This window comes from Limnobacter sp., assembly GCF_964228395.1.
GTDB lineage: Bacteria > Pseudomonadota > Gammaproteobacteria > Burkholderiales > Burkholderiaceae_B > Limnobacter.
This window is the reverse complement of the sequence record NZ_CAXQZX010000017.1, coordinates 1-19,740: the sequence shown is the minus strand read 5'-3', so window position 1 is coordinate 19,740 and position 19,740 is coordinate 1. Positions and strand designations below refer to the sequence as shown.

The 19,740-nt window shown below is 56.0% G+C and carries 16 protein-coding genes; 7 read left to right on the top strand and 9 right to left on the bottom strand.

The window, feature by feature from the left end:
* Positions 1-2: 2 nt before the first annotated feature.
* From ACEQU8_RS01600 to ACEQU8_RS01565, 8 genes are all read right to left on the bottom strand, one after another.
* The gene (locus ACEQU8_RS01600; protein ID WP_370261007.1) at positions 3-1,700 is read right to left on the bottom strand and encodes a ShlB/FhaC/HecB family hemolysin secretion/activation protein; all 1,698 of its coding nucleotides are present in this window, start codon (positions 1,698-1,700) and stop codon (positions 3-5) included.
* Positions 1,701-1,806: 106 nt separating this feature from the next.
* The gene (locus ACEQU8_RS01595) at positions 1,807-2,568 is read right to left on the bottom strand and encodes a PP2C family serine/threonine-protein phosphatase (protein ID WP_370261006.1); all 762 of its coding nucleotides are present in this window, start codon (positions 2,566-2,568) and stop codon (positions 1,807-1,809) included.
* Positions 2,559-3,626 (bottom strand): type VI secretion system-associated FHA domain protein, encoded by a 1,068-nt coding sequence (locus ACEQU8_RS01590; RefSeq protein ID WP_370261004.1) that lies wholly within the window; start codon positions 3,624-3,626, stop codon positions 2,559-2,561. Before ACEQU8_RS01590 ends, ACEQU8_RS01595 begins: the two co-directional genes overlap by 10 nt.
* A 7-nt stretch (positions 3,627-3,633) precedes the next feature.
* Positions 3,634-4,425 carry a hypothetical protein gene (locus ACEQU8_RS01585; RefSeq protein ID WP_370261003.1) on the bottom strand — a complete coding sequence of 264 codons (792 nt, stop codon included), beginning with the start codon at positions 4,423-4,425 and terminating at the stop codon, positions 3,634-3,636.
* A complete protein-coding gene (locus tag ACEQU8_RS01580; RefSeq protein WP_370261002.1) occupies positions 4,418-5,785 on the bottom strand; it encodes a hypothetical protein in 1,368 nt (455 codons plus the stop codon). Before ACEQU8_RS01580 ends, ACEQU8_RS01585 begins: the two co-directional genes overlap by 8 nt.
* A complete protein-coding gene (locus ACEQU8_RS01575; RefSeq protein WP_370261000.1) occupies positions 5,776-6,219 on the bottom strand; it encodes a hypothetical protein in 444 nt (147 codons plus the stop codon). Before ACEQU8_RS01575 ends, ACEQU8_RS01580 begins: the two co-directional genes overlap by 10 nt.
* A 29-nt stretch (positions 6,220-6,248) precedes the next feature.
* Positions 6,249-8,306, bottom strand: a complete 2,058-nt coding sequence (locus tag ACEQU8_RS01570; RefSeq protein ID WP_370260999.1) for a type VI secretion system Vgr family protein — start codon at positions 8,304-8,306, stop codon at positions 6,249-6,251.
* Complete coding sequence (locus ACEQU8_RS01565; protein WP_370260998.1) at positions 8,303-8,845, bottom strand: OmpA family protein; 543 nt, start codon at positions 8,843-8,845, stop codon at positions 8,303-8,305. The genes ACEQU8_RS01570 and ACEQU8_RS01565 overlap by 4 nt, the downstream gene beginning before the upstream one ends.
* Before the next feature lie 159 nt (positions 8,846-9,004).
* Here ACEQU8_RS01565 and tssK point away from each other — a divergent pair, with 159 nt between their 5' ends.
* The 7 genes from tssK to ACEQU8_RS01530 all read left to right on the top strand — a co-directional run bounded on the left by tssK (position 9,005) and on the right by ACEQU8_RS01530 (position 19,084).
* Entirely contained in the window at positions 9,005-10,363 is a 1,359-nt protein-coding gene (gene tssK / locus ACEQU8_RS01560) for a type VI secretion system baseplate subunit TssK (RefSeq protein ID WP_370260997.1), read from the top strand.
* The gene (gene icmH, locus ACEQU8_RS01555) at positions 10,360-11,703 is read left to right on the top strand and encodes a type IVB secretion system protein IcmH/DotU (protein WP_370260994.1); all 1,344 of its coding nucleotides are present in this window, start codon (positions 10,360-10,362) and stop codon (positions 11,701-11,703) included. Before tssK ends, icmH begins: the two co-directional genes overlap by 4 nt.
* Before the next feature lie 12 nt (positions 11,704-11,715).
* Complete coding sequence (gene tssM, locus ACEQU8_RS01550; protein WP_370260992.1) at positions 11,716-15,186, top strand: type VI secretion system membrane subunit TssM; 3,471 nt, start codon at positions 11,716-11,718, stop codon at positions 15,184-15,186.
* On the top strand, positions 15,186-15,764 hold the full coding sequence (gene tagF, locus ACEQU8_RS01545; protein WP_370260990.1) for a type VI secretion system-associated protein TagF: 579 nt from the start codon (positions 15,186-15,188) through the stop codon (positions 15,762-15,764). Before tssM ends, tagF begins: the two co-directional genes overlap by 1 nt.
* Positions 15,761-17,479, top strand: a complete 1,719-nt coding sequence (locus ACEQU8_RS01540; RefSeq protein WP_370260988.1) for a serine/threonine protein kinase — start codon at positions 15,761-15,763, stop codon at positions 17,477-17,479. Before tagF ends, ACEQU8_RS01540 begins: the two co-directional genes overlap by 4 nt.
* Before the next feature lie 77 nt (positions 17,480-17,556).
* On the top strand, positions 17,557-18,561 hold the full coding sequence (locus ACEQU8_RS01535; protein ID WP_370260987.1) for a putative solute-binding protein: 1,005 nt from the start codon (positions 17,557-17,559) through the stop codon (positions 18,559-18,561).
* A gap of 172 nt (positions 18,562-18,733) precedes the next feature.
* Positions 18,734-19,084 carry a hypothetical protein gene (locus ACEQU8_RS01530; RefSeq protein WP_370260985.1) on the top strand — a complete coding sequence of 117 codons (351 nt, stop codon included), beginning with the start codon at positions 18,734-18,736 and terminating at the stop codon, positions 19,082-19,084.
* Here the strand turns inward: ACEQU8_RS01530 and lipA are convergent.
* Positions 19,038-19,740, bottom strand: a 703-nt coding sequence (gene lipA / locus ACEQU8_RS01525) for a lipoyl synthase (RefSeq protein WP_370260984.1), incomplete at its 5' end; no start/stop codon positions are given. The genes ACEQU8_RS01530 and lipA overlap by 47 nt on opposite strands.

Sequence of the window (19,740 nt, the reverse complement as noted above, 5' to 3'; positions counted from 1 at the left end):
ACTCAGAAATATTGGGTGTAAGTGACGAACAAGCGCGGCGATTGCCGTTTGGGATCCGATTGACGAAGGCCAGAAAGCTCCCAGGCCAGGTTCAGATTGAAAACAAAGTGACCGGCGCGCTCCCAGGACAAACCAAGCCCGTAACCAGCCAACTGCCTGTGGTTTACAAAGCCAACAGGTCTTAGCCGAGTGTCTGTTCGGGCCTCTGCGCGCCCTTCGTCATAGAACATATTCAGGGACAAACCGTGGCCGCGTCCCTCAAACCAATCGAATTTAGGCAGGTAGCGCAGCTCCGCGGTAAACAGCGTGCAACTGTCGCCTGAAGCTTCGCCCTGAGCAAACGCACGCACCGCTGTGGCCCCGCCCAGTGAACACTGATCGCTGCTGTCCTGATTGTCCAAGGCCTGCTGACCTCGCACAAAACCCCACAGCATCCACTGCTGCGGCACCAAAGTTTGCAGACGCCCCAAGCTGTAGTTCACTCGCATCGCAACCGCTTCATCGTCCAGCCCAAATGGGCGACCGTTGGCATAGTGGGTTTTGCTTTCTTCAAGCCCGACACTAAAAAAGCTGAGCCCCCCCCTCAACCAGCGGTCTCGAACATCTCCACTGAGGGCCCCCTTCAAGGTGTCGACGGTTTTGCTGGTCTCCAGCCCACTGAGTGACTGGCGGTCCACAAAGCGTTTGTGGTCATGCCCAAATAGTGCAAACACATTTAAATTCCGGGAGCGAACCAGGGGATACAACGCAAAAACCCCCAGCGACTCGGCATCTCCATTCAGCCCCAAAGGGATATCGTTGGTATTTAGGCGATAGTTCACTTGCGATGCATTGAAACCAAGCTTTAAACCATTTGAACCAACGGGTGCTGTGTAACCCAGCAAAGTAAAGTCGAGCCCGCCGGTCTCGGACTGAAGGTGGCTGATGGACAAAGAATCTCCCAAACCCAAGGGACTATCCCAACTTAAATTCACCGTGCCCCGGTAGAGACCCGCAAATCGTGAACCGTTGGCATCGACGCTGACGCTACCGGCAAAACGCTTGTCATTGCTGGGCTTGGCCACCAAAATCGCAGAGCCCTCCCGGGTACCCGGCTTTACGGCAAAGGACATGCGCATGCCACGCAGGTCGTTGAGCAAAAACACCACTCGCTCTACCTCTGACACGTGGATGACACTGCCCACTTGCAGGCGCGACAAATGCGCCTCAATCACCTCGCGCTCAACATTGAGCTGATCTGGCCAATCGATTTCCACAGCCTCTAGCTCGCCAGGCAACACCGCGATTCGAACCACGCCATTGCTCACCGTTTGGGCAGGCAAATACGCATAGGCCAGGTAAAGGCCCAACTCACTTTGCATGTAAGTACCCACAACACGTGCTGCGTTACTGAGGTCTTCAAAGTTTCTGCCCGGCCCAACATAGGGTTTTAAAAGCGTCTGAAGTCGCTTTGGGTCCAGCTTGTCATACCCCTCCACGCTGTATTCACTGACATCCACCGACACGTCGCTCAGCGGTTTGCTGAGCTGTGGCGCTGGGCGGGGCCTGGGCACATCAACTTGCTCGCCCTGCCGGGTGGGTTGTTCAGAGCCCTGTGGTCGTGGCTCATTCAACAGGGGGGCTGGAGTGGGCACTTGGGCCAACACTGGCAATGGGCCAGCCAGCAAAACGAAGAGCAACAAAGCGAAGCGGTGATTCATGACTGCCATTGAAATGAGAGGAGAGATTGCTCGCGATTGAAACATCGACTTCAACACTCGTAAAAATGCATCATTGGATCGGTATCAACCGATCTGATGAGGTGGCTTATTCAACAAACACCGCCAACCCTGTGAAGTTGTCGGCCTGACCCTTCGCGCGCTCCATCACCAAACGGTGCATGTGCTCAAACAGTTCCTGTTTTGCCCACAACTGCTGCCCCAGGAGTGCAAGCTCCTCTTCACTGAAGTAACCCCACAATCCGTCGCTGCACATTAAAAACCAGTCGCCTGCTTGAACCCGCACAGGCTCTTCGGTGTGACTAAACACAAAATGCGGAGGACCTTCGCCCAAGGCCGAGTAAAGCGCGTTTCGGGGCTGGGCCACGGCAGCCTGCCCTTGGTCAATTAGCCATTGCCTCACACTGTGATCCAGGGTTCTTGCCAGCAAAGCATGACCACGAAAGTGATAAATGCGGCTATCACCGGCATGCGCATGCAACACTGCGCCTGCAAGGGTATTGATAACCATCACGCTGACTGTGGAGTGCATGTCGGCGCACTCGGCATGCTGGGTTTGCATTCGAACGATCTCGCTGTTGGCAAACCTCAACAGGTCGGTTATGTTGCTCGAGTTCCACTGCGGAGCCTTTGACCAAGCATTTAAAATACTCTCGACAGCCAAACTGGCTGCCACCTCACCAGCCTGATGCCCCCCTGCTCCATCAGCCACCACGCCACACCACAGAGGTCCCCGCTGTACATGCCCAAAGCGGTCTTGATTGCTTGGCCGATTGCCGGTGTGGCTGTATTGCTGAATACGCAACACCAAGGCATGCGAGGGTTCGCCCATTTGCAAGGTCAACTCCATTGGCGCTCCACATCTTGATAGCGCTCGCAATAAAGCTCCCAGGCTTTGGCCTTTCGCAAGGTTTTAACAACGCAGGTCAAACCCCCTGCATCTTGAATAGCCTGCTCAATGGCACGCGGACTCAACTCGTTACGCCACAGGGTGGACAGTTTCTGCAAGTCCACAACGCTTGATTGCATGTGGTGAAGAATGTCACCAAAGGCTTGTTGCAGAGCTGCTTCGGCCTCCATGTAACCTTGCCCTGCAGGGCGCAAGAGCCGTGCAAGCACCTCATCAGCAGAGCTAGCCAGTTTCAATGGATTGTTTGCGACCGCCGCAATGGTGGTCAGTTGCGCACCAGTTTCTGTGCGGTAAATACGTCGTGCACCCAATAAAATCAAACAGTGCTCGATGCAAAGCCTCAACAGTTGGCAGGCCTTGTTGATTTCTTCACCTGAAGGCGTTTGCCCTGGGGGCAAACCAAGGGCCACTTGTGCCTGTTTAAGCGCATCCTCATGAGGCAAATCCATCGACGGCCTGGCCAATGGCAAGCAAGGCTCTTCACGCTTCCCCACGTAGAAGCGGTGAGCCAAAACTGGCGCATCCGAGCTCTCCGGTTTTTCTTCCACCGGTGGCGATGGTGGGGCAAGATCAGCGAGCAGATCGTCAATATTCAAGGCCTTTTCTGCCAGCATCAATGACACAGGCTCTGGAGGCGCGATGGAATTGGCCACCCCTGGCAAATCCTCCAGGCCACGGTTTATCGATTGGAAGGTGAGGAGATAGTCGCCAATTCGAATCAGGTCGCCATGTTTCAGGGGGCTGGGCACACCGGGCGCAAACGCCTGCCCATTCAGCGTGGACATATTGGTTCCAAGCTCGGTCCACAACACCACATGGTTTTGAATTTGAACCTGCGCATGCTCGCGCGAAATGACTCGGGAGGGATCATCGAGTACCAAGGTGCAATGCGCTGCACGACCAATGAGACCGCCGGATAAAGGCACCATCCACTGCCTGGCCACGTCGGCAAGCGGCGATGTTAAATGGGTGATTTGGAAAATGTGTGTGTTCAACATGCCCCCTTTAGCGGATGACCAACACATCCCGATGCATCACCGCAAGATGCATGGGCAGTTGGGCTTTGGCAGACGAGCCAGAGCCCGGTTCGCGACTCCACTGGAACAGTGCCTGCCCTTGCGGATTGCAACAAAAATAAAGAGTGCCGCCACGCACCGGGCGGAAGCGCCATTGACTCGGGTCCATGCAAGCGGCGTCTATGGTGTGGGTGTCCAAGATGCGTTGAAGACCGTCCAAGAACTGGTTGTGAAACTGGTGGAAGTCTTGCCCATAGGCCGCAGCCAATTCCTGGTTGCGTGCATGAAAAAGCGGGGCAAGTGAATTGATTTGCTTTTCATTGAACAAGCTCACCAGTTGGGCCACGAAATTTTCTAATGCGATCAGGATCGCTTCGCTGTTTGCGCCCGGCAGCAGGTCCAGGTGATGCCAACGCGGCAAATTCACGGGCAAGTCGACGCTGCGCTCAAACAGATTGCCATGAGGCAAACGTGTGCCTTTGAGGTGGGTGTCACTCCATTCAAACAAAACCCTCGGTTGCACCAGCACGCCAGCGCCTCGATCTTTGTGCAACTCAATGGACACTCGGGCAAGTGTGTCGTGCGTCAGAAGGCCTGAGGATTTAAAAGCACCCTTGGCGGGGTGCTCTAGCTCAATCCGATTCTGACCATGCTGGATGTAGGCATGCATGGGCCAAGTTGATTCTGTGTGCTCGCGAAGCTGCCCAAGCACCAGACCGTTGATACGCAGCACAGCCTTGGGAGTTGAACAGGCGACACGAACCAGTAGGGTTTTATCCATGCCGGACCTCATGGGTCCACAATATTTTTTCTTCAGACCAGATTTGATGTTGCTCCTGCTGTAGCCCGTTGGGGTGATGGCTAAGCCAGCTCGCTTGCAAAGCACTTAAATTCAAGTCGCAGGTAAATACCATCTGCTGCAGTTCTGGCTGATATTGCAGGGCGATGCGAACGGTGACCTTGCCCCCGCTGGCTGCCAGAGGGACCAACACGGCACGGCCCACTTCCACTGGGCTGACCTTATTGACCAACACCGGTAATTCTGCGGTCCAGCTCAACAGCTCGGGTTGACTGAGCAACTTGGCAGCGTCCAGGCTGTCTTGCAGTGCAAGCTCCCACGACGCGCTAGAAGACGGGCGCACATCAAACTGAATGCACAACTGATCTAACCGCCACTCGCCTTGCCACTGCCAGGTGCTTGCATCCAACGCCACATGCCCAAGGCACTGCACCCCAAAACGCTCGGCATGACGATGTACAAATGGGTCGCCCCAACCCCACGACAAATCGAGCGTTGCATTCAAAAACCCCGCCTGGATACAAGGAGGATGGGCAGAATCTTGCCAAGCGGTACTTACCCCATGGTGCAGGCAAGAGCTGTCAATCAGCGGGCTTTGGATGTCTGCCTTGTACCGCCCAAGCCGAACATCAATCAAATCAACCTGCCTTACCATGCCGGTGCTGCCGTACGATTGCCCCCCCCATTGAAACTGAGCAAGAACTGGTCTGGGTGGCATGACCCACGGGCTGGGGGGCAGGCTTGCCACGTGCCGGGAAATCATTTGCTCGATGGCTGGCAAGGTCGGCCACGCTTGCGCCTGCTGTGTACCGTCGTCAAACACAATGGCGGATACATGACGGGCCTGCAAGGGCAGCCCACTCCATTCATCTTCAAGCACCAGCTCACCCTGTAAGCCATGGTGGTTGATTGGCCATTGATTGGCCGCAAAGTGGGGGTAGTCGATTGCGGGTTGACACGCCCACGCTCGGCCACTGGCCAAGGCCATGGGCAGCAGGTCAGGCTGCCGCGTGGCCGATTGCAGGGGCAAGTCAAACTGCAGACCTTCGAACCAATGATGAGCCTGCTCAAACCACAGCGGGCGTGCCCCCTTTCGCAAGGCCTCAGCGATCAGCGCAGGCAGTTCCATGGCAAGCAAATCGCCCAACACATGCTTGCAAATTTTTCGACACACCCAGGTGTAGCAGCATGCCGCGGCCTCCGGTTGAGCAGGCTGAGGTTGGAACAAATGGGGAGGCAAACCCGTTTGCATCAAAAACTGGGCTGTGCGCCAAATGAGTTCTTGGCGATGAAATGGAAGAAGGCTGGCCAACTGCTCAGGATTTAGGGGATTCAGAGCCATGGCTCCTCCCGCACAACGATGCCTTGGCCGTGGTGTTTTACCCAAATCGCCTGTTGCTCGTGCAAAAAAAGAAATGCCGAAAGCGGCCCAAACCACCCGGCAAGGTCACCGGGTTGGGCATGCAGCAATGCATGGCGCAAGTAGACGGGGCTGTACCAAGGCCAAAGCATGGTCTTGCCTTGGTGGTTGGTCTTGCCCAAGCTTCTGAAGTATTGCTTGATGTCGGCCCAAGAGGAGTGCGGTTGGGCCACCACCAAGAAACCCGACTCCGGCGGATGCCATGGCCACACTGCACCAGCCTTGGTCTGTTGCTCATCGAGTTTGAGCACCGCGATGGCCTCAGCCGGGGCGGGTTGCCCCAACACCTGGCGATCAGCGGGCAGAGGTATGCGCCAATCGGCCCCAAGGCCAAGCAGCTTTGATTGGGCAACCACTCCACACACCAGGCTCACAGTACCCCCACTTAAGGAATTGGATCGATGGGCGGTTGAACAGGCTGGGGCGCCTCACTGGCTTCCGGATTGGCGGGGGATGCCGCTTCCGCCCCCCCCGCTTTGCCGCCACCAGCCACCGAAATGGTGGGACCACTGAACACAATGCCTGCGGGAGAAATGGAGATGGACGACCCACCCGATGCCAAAGTAATGCCCGTGCCTGCGCTGAGTTTCAGCGCTGATGCCGCTTTGAAATTTCCCGAGCTTGAGGTACTCAGGTTCAAATTGCCAGATGACCGAAGGTCGGCTGATTGTTCACAGGCGACCGACAATTGCCCCTGGCTGCTAAGCGTTACACCGCCGTCATTGATCAAGCTCAGCAGACCTTTAACCTGGGCTAACACGTCATCGTTGGCTGTGAAATGGAAAGCTTGCTCAATTTTTTCTCGCACCATGCCTTCAATGGTGCGGGACACATCTTTTTTGATCTCTTCAAACAGCTTACCGTGAATGAGCCGGTGGGCATCGTCGCCAATTTCTTCGCGGCTTTGGTGCTTGATCAAAGACAGGTAGTCTTTTTCGGCCTGGAACCAAACGTATTCTTCGCCCTTTTTGTCTTCAAACCGAAGTTCGTTGAAATTGGAAGCGCTGGCATGCTCGGAAGAACGCGTTCGCCAGCCTGACACTGTTTTGTGGTCAGGCAACGGGTACGGCACATGCTGTGCAGCGTTATACGCCACAGCTGTGACCAGGGGTCGATCGGGGTCGCCGTCCTCAAATGAAACCACCACCTCTTGCCCAATACGGGGAATGGCGATGATGCCCCAACCCTGGCCCGCCGCCGGAAAAGCCACGCGAACCCAGCAGGAGCTGTGTTCGTTTCGCTCACCGTACCGGTCCCAGTAAAACTGGATTTTGATGCGACCAAATTCATCGGTGTGAATTTCACGCCCCGCAGGCCCCACCACAAGCGCGGGCAGAGGCCCCTTCACGAAAGGTTTGCGAGACAAGCGGGGTGGGCGGAATGTTTGATCTTTGTGAATGGCCTCAAATGAGCAATCAAACAGACTTTGCATGCCCTCCACAGCCTCGGGATCTGCTTCATGCAGAGTGATTTGTGTGGCGGTGACCAACACCTGTGTATTCAGCAAGGGGGTGTCATCACATTCGATTTGGAGCACAAAGCCGCTGGCCACACCGCGTGCCGATGTTTGGCCTTTGTAAGTCATTTGCCGTGCCAGTGACTCTTCATGCCGAAGCTTGCTGTAAGCAAGACCAGCCGAGGGGTTATCAAACTCCCCAGGGTACTCAAACACCTCGTAAGGCTTGTTGTGGGGTTGGGTGGCCCCCTCAGAGTGGCTCAGAAGCGACAGGCTGGGTGTTTGAAAATTGTAGTCAGTGTGCGCATGCCTGGGCGGTTCAATGGATTTTCGAAGGACCAGACTTTGAATGCGCTCGCCAGCAGGCATGCGCGACGCCCCATGCGCGGGATCGTACAGCAATGATTCATACCCGGGGTATGGAAGGTGCGCGCTCATGGCGTCCACCAACACCATGGTGTGGGAATCTTTGCTGTGTTCGAAGTAAAAGTAGATGCCCTCTTGCTCAAGAATTCTTTTAATGAAATTCAGATCGCTTTCGCCGAACTGCACGCAGTACACCCAAGGTCGACGTTCGCCCTGCGTGCGGTCGTCGAATCGAATCGATGGGTGCGCATGGCGAGCGAACACCTCCGCCACGATGGCGTGGACGGGTTTGTTTTGGTAGACCTTGAATTCTTGATTACGCCCCAAAAGCCAAGACCAGGTTTTTAGCTCAAGTCGGTAAGTGCATCGGCCTCCGGAGCCCAAACTGACTTGCTCAAACTCGGTCACCACACCGTCGAAATAGCGGTTTTCATTGGCTTGGGTCTCAAAGCCAATGCACAGGGTGGTGGACAAAAAGTCGTCGGGATTTAACAGCGCGGAATCTGATTCGATATACACCGAGGCACTTGAATGCTCAGACAGGGCCTCGCTAAACCGTGCTGATCGAAACCAGCATCCCTGAATTGGCGCCGAACCCGACAGTTCAATGAGACGATTCATGGCTGACGGCTGATCTCGACTCGGCGGTTGGCGGCGGCATATGGATTGCCAGAGTCGGCCAACACATCAGCCCCCTTGCCTTCAACACCCAACAAGGCTGGCGACACGCCCTTGCTCACCAGGTAAGCCTTCACCGCTTTGGCCCGCGCAGCCGAAAGCTGCTGGTTCAGAACGGCGCTGCCGCTTGCATCGGCGTGCCCCGTCACCACAATGGGTGCAGAACCTGCGGGTCTGTTGGACAAGACCTGCGCAAACACATCCAGTTGTTTTTTTAAGGCCTCGGGCAACTCCGCAGAGCCCAATTCAAAGTGAGCATTGGGAATTGAAAAGCGAACGGCAGGTTTGAAACCCATGCATTTGAAGCCGTTTTTGCGCAGTTCCTCACAGGCCTCCTCTGGGAACAGGCCCTCCCTGATTTGTTCAACTGCCGGAATGCGATTGCCCAAATCGACCACATTCGACTCGGCTTGCGCCCATCCGTGAAGCCCCAGCGAAATAAGCCCCACTTGCAAGGCATTGAACACCACCCGTTTCAACATAGCTACTCCTAAAGAGGTATGGAAAATCGAAAAAGATCACCTTGAAAGGTCTCGTGCTAGCATTTTTTTTGACTTGGGCGTCGAGTCTATTCGTTTCTAAAAAACCTGCTCAACGAGTGATACACGCCCCTCACCCGAGCCCCTATTTCATCCCCCGTTATGACGAAGAACAGTCGAGTGATTTGGTCTGAGGGTTTGTTTCTTCAGCCCCAACATCTTCAACAGCAAGAACGTTTTCTGCTGTCCGAGATTCATGCCCGTCAAGGGGTGAACCTCGCGCACCCGGAAGGCTTTGAATGCCTGGAATTTGATCAAGACCTGCTTCGCGCCGGGCAACTGCAAATCAAGCGGGCGCGTGGTTTTTTCCCGGATGGCGCTTTTTTTTCGATCCCGGACAAAGACCCTGCGCCGCCGTGCTTGCCCCTCCCTGTGCTCAGCCAGCCTGCAATGGTGTATTTGTGTCTGCCCACTCCGCATTGGAATGCTGTGCAACTTGCATGGTCTGAGCACGAGCAAAACCCGCTCCCACATCGGCTATGCCCGGTCACCCTGAATTGCCAAAGCGTTTACGACGAAGGCCTGGAGGAGGAGGCCGTCCAGGTGGCGGTGCTGAATTTGAAGCTGAGTGTGGGCTCAGAACTTGAACAGGGGTTTGTCAGGCTTGGTGTGGCGTGCTTGGTGCCGGCTTCAAAAAATACACACGCTACGCTCGATCCCGATTATGTGCCGCCCAGTTTGAACCTTCATCAGGTGTCGTGGCTTACACAAAAACTGGAGGCGCTGCTTGGGCTGCTCTCCAACAAAGCACTCACCTTGCAAGGCCGCCGGCTGCGCAAGGGCAGCCACAACACCACAGAGCTGGGGGATTTTTTGTTATTGCAAAGCTGCATACGCCACCGCCTTGCCCTGTCACATCTGCAAAGCATCCCGCTTGTGCATCCCGAACGCCTCTACATGCAACTTCTGGCTTGCTTGGGCGATGTGTGCATGCACGGAGACGACACCGCCATGCAATTCACGCCGAACTATCAGCACCACGACTTGAAGCCAGGCTTCGAGGCCCTTTTCGGCGCCTTGAACAAATCACTCAGTGGTTTGAATGATCAACATGCTTTGCAAATCCCGCTGCAAGCAAAACCTGGTGGCGTGTACCTGGGCCAAATCAGCGACAAAGCCCTGCTGCAGCAAGCGTATTTTTACATCACCGTGCATGCACTGGCCCCTGAGGAACTGGTGCAGCGCACCTTCCCGACCACAGTGAAAATTGGCCCGGTAGAAAGGCTTCGTGATCTGGTCAATTTGAACTTGCCCGGCGTGCGGTTAAAGCACCTCAACCACTTTCCACCAGCCATGCCGTATTACGCCGATCACCTTGTTTTCCAGCTGGAAACCCGAGGTGAAACCCTTTGGCAGCAGCTGGAGACCACCGGACACCTGGCCATTCATTTTGCTGGCGACCTTCCAGAGTTGCGTCTTGAGCTGTGGGCCGTGCGCAAAATGCAGGAGAAAGTGCTGTGAACACCCACGACCCATTTTCCGCTTTTGGTGGCGAGCGCACCATCATCAAACCCAGGTTGGGGCAGGCCCCGTTACCTGCCAATTTTCCGACCACAGGCGCCGCAGGCGCGGCGCCGATGCCCGCCGCTGCACCTGAGATCAACCCCGAGAGCCTGTATCGGCAACTTCAAGATCAATCGCTGGCCCACCACCACAACCCCCTGCTGCATCACAGCACCGCGCTGCTAAGAATGGGCGTGATGGTGGGGCGCTGGGCGCACTGTGCAACACCAAGCCAGTTGGCACACACCTGGAACACCGCGCTGCAAAACATGGATGCCCGATTGGCGGAAGCCGCCAGACCGGCCCACGAGCGCCTGGCCTGCAAATACCTGATGTGCACATTTTTGGATGAGTGCGCCGCCAACACCCCATGGGGCGGCTCAGGCAGTTGGGCCAGTTTCAGCCTGTTGCGTACACAGTTCAACGAAACCTGGGGCGGTGAAAAATGCTTTCAATTGCTGCGGCAATTGATGCAAAACCCGGTGGAAAATCGCTGCATGCTAGAGCTAATGGCCTGGGTACTCAGCCTGGGCTTCCGGGGCAAATACCACATTGAACACGATGGCATGCACGCGCTTGAAGAGTTGCGAAAATCCTTGTTCAGAACGCTATACCCCGCTCACACCACGCCCTCGCTTCACCCAGCTTGCTGGGCATCCAAGGCCCCCAAAAACCACCGTCGATGGTTGCAGATTCCGCTTTGGCTGCCCATCTCGGGCATGGCACTTGTTCTGGCCATGCTTTTTTTGTCTTTTTATATTCCCCTGAATCGTCAGGCAGGCGAGGTCTTTGAGCGATTGAGTGGCATTCGATACTCCGCTGCGGAATTTTCAAAACAAGAGTTAATTGACACACCAGTGCAACTGGGCCTTGAGTTGCCCGTGCAACTTCAGGATGACATTCGCTCGGGGTCGCTCACGCTGCGCCAGAAGGGAAATCAATCGGTGATCATTTTTACGGGTGACGGGCTGTTTGACTCAGGCAGTGCAACGGTCAAGCCCAGTGCACAAGCGCTTATTCGGCGGGTTTCCGAAGTGCTGGTAAGCCACCCGGGTAACCTCACCATCACGGGCTACACCGATGCACAACCCATTCGATCGCTGCGGTTCCCGTCGAACTGGCAATTGTCGGCGGAACGCGCCCGTCATGTGGGCGAACTGATGGGTGTGCATCTGCCCAACCGCGCCATGTCCACTGAGGGTGCGGGTGCAGCCAATCCAATTGCCCCCAATGACACACCCGCTGGCAGGGCTCGCAACCGTCGCGTTGAGGTAACGCTGATTCATTCCAACCCATAACCCAACACCGGCATGTACATTCGCTTAATCGTTTCCCTTTTTGCCTTTGCCATATTGGCAACGATGGTCATGTGGCTTGGCCCCTTGCTTGAGATCGGGCAAAGCCGCCCCCTGGAAGCCTGGTGGGCAAGGCTGTTGCTAACACTTGGCTTGGCCATGCTGATATTTTTACCACTGGCCTGGCGCTGGTGGCGCCTTCGCAAAGCTGAGGACGCGCTTAAAAGCAGCCTGACGCGCCAACAAGAAATGGGCAAGGCCCAGGCCGACAAGCTACAGGAGATTTTTAGCCGTGCCATCAACACATTAAAAATCCACCAGCGCAAAACAGCTTGGTACAAAAGCAGCCCGGGTTTATACGAACTGCCTTGGTATGTATTTATTGGCCCACCGGGCAGCGGAAAAACCACCGCCCTGCGCAATGCGGGTCTTCGTTTCCCCTTGCAACAACACTTGGGCCAGGATGTGATTCAAGGTGTTGGAGGCACACGCCATTGCGATTGGTGGTTCTCGGATCAGGCAGTACTCATCGACACCGCGGGACGCTTTACCACCCAAGACTCCGATCAGCACACCGATGCGGTGGCCTGGAATAGCTTTTTGGGTTTGCTCAAAAAGCACCGACCCAAGCAAGCGCTCAATGGGGTGCTTCTTACACTCAGCGTTCAAGACCTGCTCGGGCCGTCTCAAAAGCGCCATGCCCTGGCCATGACCATCCACGCCCGCTTGCAAGAATTGGTAAGGTCTTTGGGGGTTTGCCCACCGGTGTATGTGTTGGTGACCAAGCTTGACTGGCTGGAGGGATTTCAAGAAACACACCAACAACTGAGTGAGCAAGAACGAGAGCAAGCCTGGGGGGTGAACCTGAACCACCCCACGAACATTGAACATGCGCTGAGCACCGAGCTGCCAGAGGGCTTGGGCAACCTGGAACAACACCTGCTGAAGCGTCTGGGAGACCGTTTACTCCACGAGCCACAGGCGAGGGTGCGCACCCGGCTGCTTGAATTTCCCCATGCATTTGCTCAATTGCGGCCTTCACTGATGCACGTGCTGACCTCGATTTTTAAAGGGGAGGGGCCATTTGATCAAGCCATTCAATTGCGGGGGGTGTATTTCACCAGCGGCACCCAAGACGGCACTGTGTTTGACCGCATGCTTGCCGGTTTTCAACAAGCCCCAGCAGCGGCACAGCCGGGGCAAGGCCAGCCGCAAGGCAAAAGTTTTTTTATTCGCAACACCCTGCTGCAGGTGATTTTCCCGGAGCAACACCTGGTTGGCCACGCTTCAAAGCGCGCCCTGTTCGAAATGCTGAGCTACTGGGGGGTGGTGGGAGGCGCTTTGTTGGTGGCAATTTTTTTGGGAGGTGCGTGGTGGATTAGTCATCAGCACAACTCGGAATTGCTGACCAAGGTGGATGCTGCGGTGCCAGACCTTGAGGCCCGCATCGAGCAGCTGCCCAAGGCGGGGCCCCACCACCTTGAAGCCTTGTTTGGCAGCCTGGATGATCTGTTGGGGATCGTGCCTGAGCGATCAAATGCCACCACCCATGGCATGGGCTTGAGCCAATATGCCCACATGGCACAAGCGCAAAAACTAAGCTACCAACGTGCACTGCAAACCAGCTTGATGCCGCACGTGGCGCAACGCTTTGAGGAAGGACTGGCTCAGTCCCTGACTGGCGAGCCTGAACTGGTGTACGAATACCTCAAAGCCTATTTGATGTTGTACGAACCCTCCCGTTTTGACGGGGCATTTTTGGAACCGTGGGTGATTCAAGACTGGTCAGCGACACGCCTGGCGGTCTTTCCGCCAGAGCTGCGCAATGGCGCCCTCCATCACCTTCGACAGGCAATTGCCCTGGGTGCGCCAAGTCAATTGCCACCCAAAGACACCGTGCTCATTGAGCAAGCGCGGCGGGTGATTGGACACAGACCATTGGACCAACGCCTTCATCAGCGCATGCTTAGGCTGTATCGCCAGGACGCGCACCCCGAGTTCAGTGTGTTGCAAGCCGCCGGGCCCGCAGCAGTGGGCATATTCTCCAGAGCAAGCGGGAAAAATCTTCAAGAGGGTGTGCCCTCTGTTTTTACCCGCCCGGCCTATTACCAGACCTATCTACCGGGCTTGCCCGAACAGGCCAAACAGCTGCTCAATGAACAAGCCTGGGTGTTGGGCACCACCACACCAGGCCCGAGCCAATCGGTGAGCGACCTGGTGAAGCTTGCGCGGCAACGATACGTCGAGGATTACATTCGCACTTGGGATGCATTCTTGCAAGACATCCGTTTGCAAAGGCCCAGCGACTTTTCCGCCGCTGTGCAGTTGGCCAGGGCTTTGGCTGCGCCACAGTCCCCGCTCTACCTGTTCTTGAAGGGTGCAAGCCAACACACCCGATTGGCGGGTGCCGCCCCCCAAGTTGCCGAGCAAGCCGAAAAAAACGCCAATGCCAGTTTGGCGAGTGCCTTGCCTTCCACGATGGCATTGCACGGGGCCGATTCGGTGGGCTTGGTTCAAATACAGGCGCCAGTGGAACAACGCGTGGACACCTATTTTCATGACCTAAACCAGCTCTTCAAAGACGATGGTCAGGGGTATGCTCCGGTGAGCGCTGTGCTTAACCAGTTGTATGCCCAACTGGCCGCTGTACAGGCCGCACAGAACAGCAAATCACCCCCCCCACCCGCTGAGCAGTTGAATGCCTTGCAAATGAATGCAAGCTTGATGCCCGAGCCCATCGAAAGCATGGTGAGCCAATTGGCTGGGCATGGCAGTGCACAAGGGCGTGCTGCAGAGCGCGCCAACTTGAATTCTGAGTTGCGCCCGTTGCTTGAGGTTTGTCAGCGAACAGTGGGTAACCGCTACCCAGTGCAGGCCACAGCCAGCGCAGACATTCTGACCCAAGACTTCGCACGATTCTTTGGCCCGGGCGGGTTGATGGACCAGTTTTTTCAATCCCACTTGGCGGGCCTGGTGGACACAGGTCATGCCGTTTGGCGCTTTAAGCCCGGCAGCGACGGCAGCCAAGCTCCCCCTGCAGCCGCCCTGTTGCAGTTTCAACGAGCGCAACGCATACGGGATGTTTTCTTTGGGCAAAGCGCTTCGGGTGCAAGCTTCGAAGTTGAAATGCGTTTGGTGAACAGCACTGCCAAGCAAGATGTGTTTTATCTGGACAACAACGGCAAGCTCGCCATGTTTTCGGTTCAGCATGAGCCGCGACATCGCATTCGCTGGGGTGGGCAACTGCCTTCAGACACTGTGAGCATTCGCGCTTCCGAAGGCAAGCCAAAAGTTTTCAAAGGTCCATGGGCTTTGTTCCGCTTGTTCGACACCGCATCCTTGCAAGCCACTGACCGGCCCGAACTTGTGCGGGCCACGTTTGTGCTAGAGGGGCGGGAGTTCGAATTCGAATTAATGGCCAACTCGGCATTCAACCCGCTGACCTTGGCAGAGCTTCGGCAGTTTCGCTGCCCGGGAGGCCTGTGATGTCTTTTTTGAATTGGGCCTGGTTTGGCAAGTTACCCGGGGCGGGTGATTTCTCGGTGTTTAACCTGCACCCCAAGGTGGCAAACGCTCTGGACGACTGGATATGCAATCTTCTACAGACCGGGCAAACTTGCCACGGGCAAGCCTGGACTGAAGGTTATCTGAGCATGCCCATGCTGGCGTTTGAGTTGGGCGCCCAGTGCCTGGGTCCGGAGCAAGCGCATGGGGCTCAGGGGGTGTGGATGCCCTCTGTTGACAGCGCCGGGCGCAGCTTCCCGCTGATGCTGTTGAGCTGGCAACACAACATTCCACCGGCTGGCGCGGTGCCAGCACCCGCCAATTTGGCGATCATGTACGCCGTGTGTGAAAAAGCCTTGGTCGAAGATTGGTCATTTTCATCCTTCCACAGCGCGCTTGCTGAGCTGCGCGTTGAGCCCATCCCCCTCAATGTACAGGCGGGTTTTTCTTTTTGGGGTTTGTTGAGTGCCGATGGGCACACCACCCAAAACACCCAATGCAAAGGGCTTCCCACCTTGAGCCACTTCGAACAGTGGATGCAACTGGAGTGCAAGTCATGAGCATGGAACCCACGCTGATGTTGCCCAAGCCCAACCTTGTTGGCGACAGTGGGCAGGAGCCCCTGCCCATCGGCTCACGCTTGGAGGAGTTTGAAGTTCAGGGGGTGATTGGCGTGGGTGGTTTTGGGATTGTTTACCGTGCCATGGATCACCAACTGGGTCGTCCCGTGGCCTTGAAAGAATACCTGCCTGCCACCTTGGCCATGCGCCAAAAGCCAAACCGCGTGGTGGTCAGGGACCCCAGGCACCAAGCCACCTTTGCCGCTGGACTGCGAAGTTTTGTCAACGAGGCGCGGCTGTTGGCGCAGTTTGATCACCCAGCTTTGGTGAAGGTGTACCGATTTTGGGAAACCGCCGGCACAGCCTACATGGTCATGCCTCTGTACCAAGGCGAAACCCTGCAATCTGTGCGGGACAACATGGCCGAACCCATGCCACAGCCCATGTTGCTTGAGATGCTGCTGCCGCTGACCGAGGCGCTTGAGGTGCTGCATGCCCAACAGTGCTACCACCGGGATGTTTCCCCAGAAAATATTTTGAAACTTGACGCCACAGGCAAACCGCTGCTGCTGGATTTTGGCGCGGCCCGCCAAGCCATTGGTGGGCAGTCCCAACCATTTACCGTGATACTAAAGGCAAGCTATGCGCCCATAGAGCAATACGCTGAAGCACCGGGCATGGCCCAGGGGCCCTGGACCGATGTGTATGCGCTGGGGGCGGTTGCGCACTATTTGATGCTGGGCAAAGCACCCACATCCTCGGTGGCTCGAATGGTGCACGACAATTGCGCTGCGCTCGCTGATCGGCACGACCTGCCCTACGACCACCACGTGCGCGCAGCAGTGGATGCAGCGCTGGCTGTACAAGCCTCGGCCCGCACGCAAACCATGATGCAATTCCGGCAAATGCTGCTCGGGCCCGCACTGCACACCGACGTGCTTCAGCTGTATGCCCAGGCCGCGCCTGCACCGATCCAAGCCGAGCGGGCTACGCAAATTGACACAAGCCCTCGCCCACATGGCCGTTTGCTTGGCAGATTGAGCCGCTTAAACATAACGTTCAGCGTGACCATGGCCTTGGTCCTTGCCGCTGCACTGGGTCTGGTGCCTGGTGTTTTTAATGACAATACGCAAACGCAAAATACAAGCCCAAGCACAGCGCTTGAGCACGCCCCCCTTGCGGAAAAAGCAGGGCCACCGCCCGGCACTTCTGTTGCCAATTCCACCACCGCAGGTGAGCGATACAAGCATCAGAACTTGCCATTGGCGTTTGCTCAGGCCATCGAAAGCGCAGACTTCTCCATGGTGTTGCAAGGCCCCACCGTCCCCTTGAAAATCGGGCAGGATCTGCTTGAGTTTTCGATCACCTCGCCGATGGCTGGGTACGTGTCTGTCTTTGTAAGGTCAAGCGATGGCAGTTTGATTCGCTTGCTGCCCAACGCCCGCGTGCCTACCCTCACCGTTGCAGCCAACTCACCCTTGCATCTGCCACCGTCAGAGGAACCCATCATGGCAGCGGGCCCATCTGGCGCCAACACCGTCTTGGTGTTGGTCACCGAGCAAGAGCGCAACGTGCGGGCGCTGGCTTTACAAGACCACTATGGGTTTGGCCTGGTCACCGCAAATGCCCCATTGGCCGGAGAATCGCCTTGCCACAGCCAGACCTGCAGCGACCGCATGGCGGCTGGATGGTTCGGCGTGGAAGAAATCGAGTGAAACTTCTGTAGAATCAGACGCATGGGCTTCATCATTATTAAAACAGCCCAGCTACCCCGATTCACGGAGACAACCCTATGACCCGCATCACCGCAGGCCTGCTCGTGCTGGCCGGAGCCGGCTTTGTTTACACCCCGGCAGCACACGCCAAAACCACCATGTGCATTTTTGACATCGCTGGACGCAGCGGCCCAGCCTTTGCCCAGGCCAAAGACTACGCCGTGGCCGCGAAAACCTGGGGGGCCGATGTTGAGCTGGAAGCCTACGTGGATGAACGCTTGGCCGCCGAAGACTTTAAAACCGGCAAATGCGATGCGGCAGCCATTTCTGCGTTGCGCGGCAGGCAATTCAACAAGTTTGTCGGCAGCATCGACTCCATCGGTGCAGTGCCCACTTACAAACACCTGCGCGTGGTGATCGACCTGATGACCAGCCCCAAGCTCGCAGACAAAATGGTGTCGGGACACTTTGAGGTGGCAGGCATATTGCCCATCGGGGCGGCCTATGTGTTTGTGAACGACCGCAGCATTAACTCAGTCGAAAAGGCCGCTGGCAAAAAAATCGCTGTACTGGACTACGACAAGTCCCAAGCCAAGATGGTACAGCAGCTAGGCGCTCAGCCCGTGGCCAGCGAAGTAATCAATTTCGGTACCAAATTCAACAACGGGCAGGTCGACATTATTGCCGCCCCCGCAATCGCCTACCAGCCACTTGAACTGTACAAAGGACTGGGCTCCAAAGGAGGCATCTACCGGTTTCCTTTGGTGCAACTCACAGCCAACATATTGATCCGGAAAGACAAATTTCCTGAAGGGTTTGGCCAAAAGTCACGTGAATGGGTACAAAAACAGTTTGATCGAGCCATCAACCTGGTGGACACCTCAGAGAAGCAAGTGCCCACGGCTGCCTGGCTGGATATTCCAGAAAGCGACAAAACCAAGTACGAGGTGCTGATGCGTGAAAGCCGCATACAGATGACCCAGGAAGGTTTTTACGACCCTGAAATGACCAAAATATTGAAGCGGGTGCGCTGCAAATTAGACGGCAGCCTGGGAGAATGCGCCGATAAGCGTGAGCTGTGAAGTTTTAAACAATCAACCTGTGAAATTCAATTGAATAAAACTAACCCATTTGGGGGACAAAACCCCCAAATCGTCGTAATAATACGGACAAATTGTAAAATTGTTTGAATAGACAGTTGGATCGGCTTGACCGATGATTCGCCGCGCGTGTCAGTAGTAGTTGGAGTCAGCCATGCGCGTCGCAGTCAACCCCACCCAAATCGAATCCAAAAGCAAAACACTCGGACCCTTTGTGCGGCGCCAATGCAGCCAAATTTTGGCCGCGCTGCTGCTTGGCTTGCTCACCAGTGTTTTTTTATACACGGTGTATGTGTTCAGGCTGGCTTTGGAAGATGTTCACGACACAGCCCTGCTGGCTTACTTCACATTATTCGTGGCCTACTCCGTTGGCGGGTCTATATCGCTGGGGCATTTGGCGAGGTATGCCTTTATACGACACATGAAGCAACTCGAAGACGACCTTGGCCTGCGAAGGGCTACACCAAGCCGTGAGCTTGTTGGTCAGCGTGGTAGCTTGACCTGACCATGGCACCCACGGCGGCGTGGGTAAAACCCATGGCATAGGCTTTTTCTTCGAACATTTTAAATACATCTGGATGCACGTAGCGCCGAACAGGCAAGTGGTGACCACTGGGGGACAAGTATTGCCCGATGGTGAGCATGTCCACTTGGTGGTCACGCATGTCTTGCATCACCTGCAAGATTTCCTCATCGGTCTCGCCCAGACCAACCATCAATCCACTCTTGGTGGGCACCTCGGGGTGCTGCTTTTTAAATTCTTGCAAAAGCTTCAGCGAATGATGGTAGTCAGAACCGGGGCGCGCCTCTTTGTACAGACGTGGCGCTGTCTCCAGGTTGTGATTCATGACATCGGGCGGGGCGGCATTCAAAATACCCAAGGCACGGTCTAAGCGGCCCCGGAAGTCGGGCACCAGAATTTCAATTTTGGTGTTGGGCGATAACTCCCTGGTTTTTTGAATGCAGGCCACAAAGTGGGCTGCCCCACCATCGCGCAGGTCGTCGCGGTCAACACTGGTGATCACCACATAATTTAAGCGCAGTGCAGCGATGGTCTTGGCCAAGTTAAGCGGCTCGTTGTCATCGAGAGGATCGGGGCGACCGTGACCCACGTCACAAAACGGACAGCGGCGCGTGCACTTGTCCCCCATGATCATGAAG

Excerpts from the sequence above, each read along its gene's own strand:
- ACEQU8_RS01595 (WP_370261006.1), bottom strand. The coding sequence starts at position 2,568 with ATGGAGTTGACCTTGCAAATGGGCGAACCCTCGCATGCCTTGGTGTTG.
- ACEQU8_RS01590 (WP_370261004.1), bottom strand. The coding sequence starts at position 3,626 with ATGTTGAACACACACATTTTCCAAATCACCCATTTAACATCGCCGCTT.
- ACEQU8_RS01570 (WP_370260999.1), bottom strand. The coding sequence starts at position 8,306 with ATGAATCGTCTCATTGAACTGTCGGGTTCGGCGCCAATTCAGGGATGC.
- tagF (WP_370260990.1), top strand. The coding sequence starts at position 15,186 with ATGTCTTTTTTGAATTGGGCCTGGTTTGGCAAGTTACCCGGGGCGGGT.
- ACEQU8_RS01580 (WP_370261002.1), bottom strand. The coding sequence starts at position 5,785 with ATGGCTCTGAATCCCCTAAATCCTGAGCAGTTGGCCAGCCTTCTTCCA.
- ACEQU8_RS01565 (WP_370260998.1), bottom strand. The coding sequence starts at position 8,845 with ATGTTGAAACGGGTGGTGTTCAATGCCTTGCAAGTGGGGCTTATTTCG.
- ACEQU8_RS01600 (WP_370261007.1), bottom strand. The coding sequence starts at position 1,700 with ATGAATCACCGCTTCGCTTTGTTGCTCTTCGTTTTGCTGGCTGGCCCA.
- ACEQU8_RS01535 (WP_370260987.1), top strand. The coding sequence starts at position 17,557 with ATGACCCGCATCACCGCAGGCCTGCTCGTGCTGGCCGGAGCCGGCTTT.
- tssM (WP_370260992.1), top strand. The coding sequence starts at position 11,716 with ATGTACATTCGCTTAATCGTTTCCCTTTTTGCCTTTGCCATATTGGCA.
- ACEQU8_RS01540 (WP_370260988.1), top strand. The coding sequence starts at position 15,761 with ATGAGCATGGAACCCACGCTGATGTTGCCCAAGCCCAACCTTGTTGGC.
- ACEQU8_RS01585 (WP_370261003.1), bottom strand. The coding sequence starts at position 4,425 with ATGGATAAAACCCTACTGGTTCGTGTCGCCTGTTCAACTCCCAAGGCT.
- ACEQU8_RS01530 (WP_370260985.1), top strand. The coding sequence starts at position 18,734 with ATGCGCGTCGCAGTCAACCCCACCCAAATCGAATCCAAAAGCAAAACA.
- tssK (WP_370260997.1), top strand. The coding sequence starts at position 9,005 with ATGACGAAGAACAGTCGAGTGATTTGGTCTGAGGGTTTGTTTCTTCAG.